The sequence below is a fragment of the Lutibacter sp. HS1-25 genome, from assembly GCF_004121075.1.
GTDB lineage: Bacteria > Bacteroidota > Bacteroidia > Flavobacteriales > Flavobacteriaceae > Lutibacter.
The window spans coordinates 1-1,207 of record NZ_RHLN01000073.1 but is presented as its reverse complement, the minus strand read 5'-3'; the positions used below and the strand labels follow the sequence as shown (position 1 = coordinate 1,207).

At 28.6% G+C, this 1,207-nt stretch carries 1 protein-coding gene; it reads right to left on the bottom strand.

Annotation, left to right across the window (positions count from 1 at the left end; all coding sequences use genetic code 11):
* Positions 1 to 198: 198 nt before the first annotated feature.
* Positions 199 to 744 (bottom strand): DUF2867 domain-containing protein, encoded by a 546-nt coding sequence (locus EC396_RS12255; RefSeq protein ID WP_240665701.1) that lies wholly within the window; start codon positions 742 to 744, stop codon positions 199 to 201.
* Positions 745 to 1,207: the final 463 nt, after the last annotated feature.

The following is a 1,207-nucleotide window of genomic DNA, read 5'->3' as shown; positions in this document are numbered from 1 at the left end:
TCTCCAAATCTATCTTGAATTTTTCTTTCTGACGAAACTTTTCTTATTACTGGCAACGGGCTTTTATAAGATTTGTGCGACTGGAAAATCGGAGATTTTTCGGACGTAGCAAATCGTTTGTTGAATGTTTGTCGGTTCGTTATTTAGTTTAAATGTAAGCATAAATTTTATGAGTTGTTGGCGGTTCGTTGTTTTTATTCAGTTTTGTTGTTCAATATTTTTAATAATTCCTTTTAGTATTTTCGGTACAATTAATTTATGAAATGGTCTTACTGGAAGAAAATAAATTCTCCCAAACCAATTGTTAAATTTCACAGTTGTTGAAACGATTAATTTTTTGTCAGTTTTGTTTCCAATTTGTTTTTCGATATATAAAGAGACTCTGAAATTCAAATGTTTATCGTCCTCACCTAAAATAATTTCGTCATCGGTTTTGTCAAACACTTTAAAAAGTCCAATTTGTTCACCTTTTTCGCACTTAAAATTATTAAGTATTTTTTGTCTATCAGTTATCTTTTCTGATGTTTTTAGTCCAAAAAATCCGACTAATTTATCTCTAAGTTCAAATAATATGTCAATCCATTTTGGACCACTTGAAAAAAACGACTTTCCAATTTCTGTTGTTCCAACATTCTGAAATTTGTCAATAAACTCTCCTTGAAAACTATCAATATAATCATAGGTTATATTGTTAGCTCTCAGAATTGAAGTTTCAGGCATTTTAGTTTTCGAAATTGTTATCACTCTGCTTAATTATTTTTTTCGTTCTAATGACCGCCAACGGGCTTTTATAAGATTTGTGCGGTTTAAAAATACGATAATTTTCAGCCGTAGCAAATTGTTTGTTTAATATTTTAAATTTTCTATTAGTTCGAATTATAGCATGAATTTTATGAGTTGTTGTATAACGTGCTTTGGAGTTCGGATTAATCTTTCGGAACTAAATTTCTACGTATCAAAACCTCATTTTACATTATTTTAAAAATCCGTAATTTCTCATTTTAGCAATATTTTTCTTAAATCTTAAATATTCCAACAATCAAATTCCAACGCTCAAACTCCGCCATATTTTTAAACTCCGTGAATTCTCATTTTAGTTGAATTTTTTTGAAATCTTAAGTATTTCAACATTTAGATTCCAATGCTCAAACTCCGACAAATTTAAACTCCGAGTTTTATTTTTTGAGTTTTATTTTTTATAGAATTC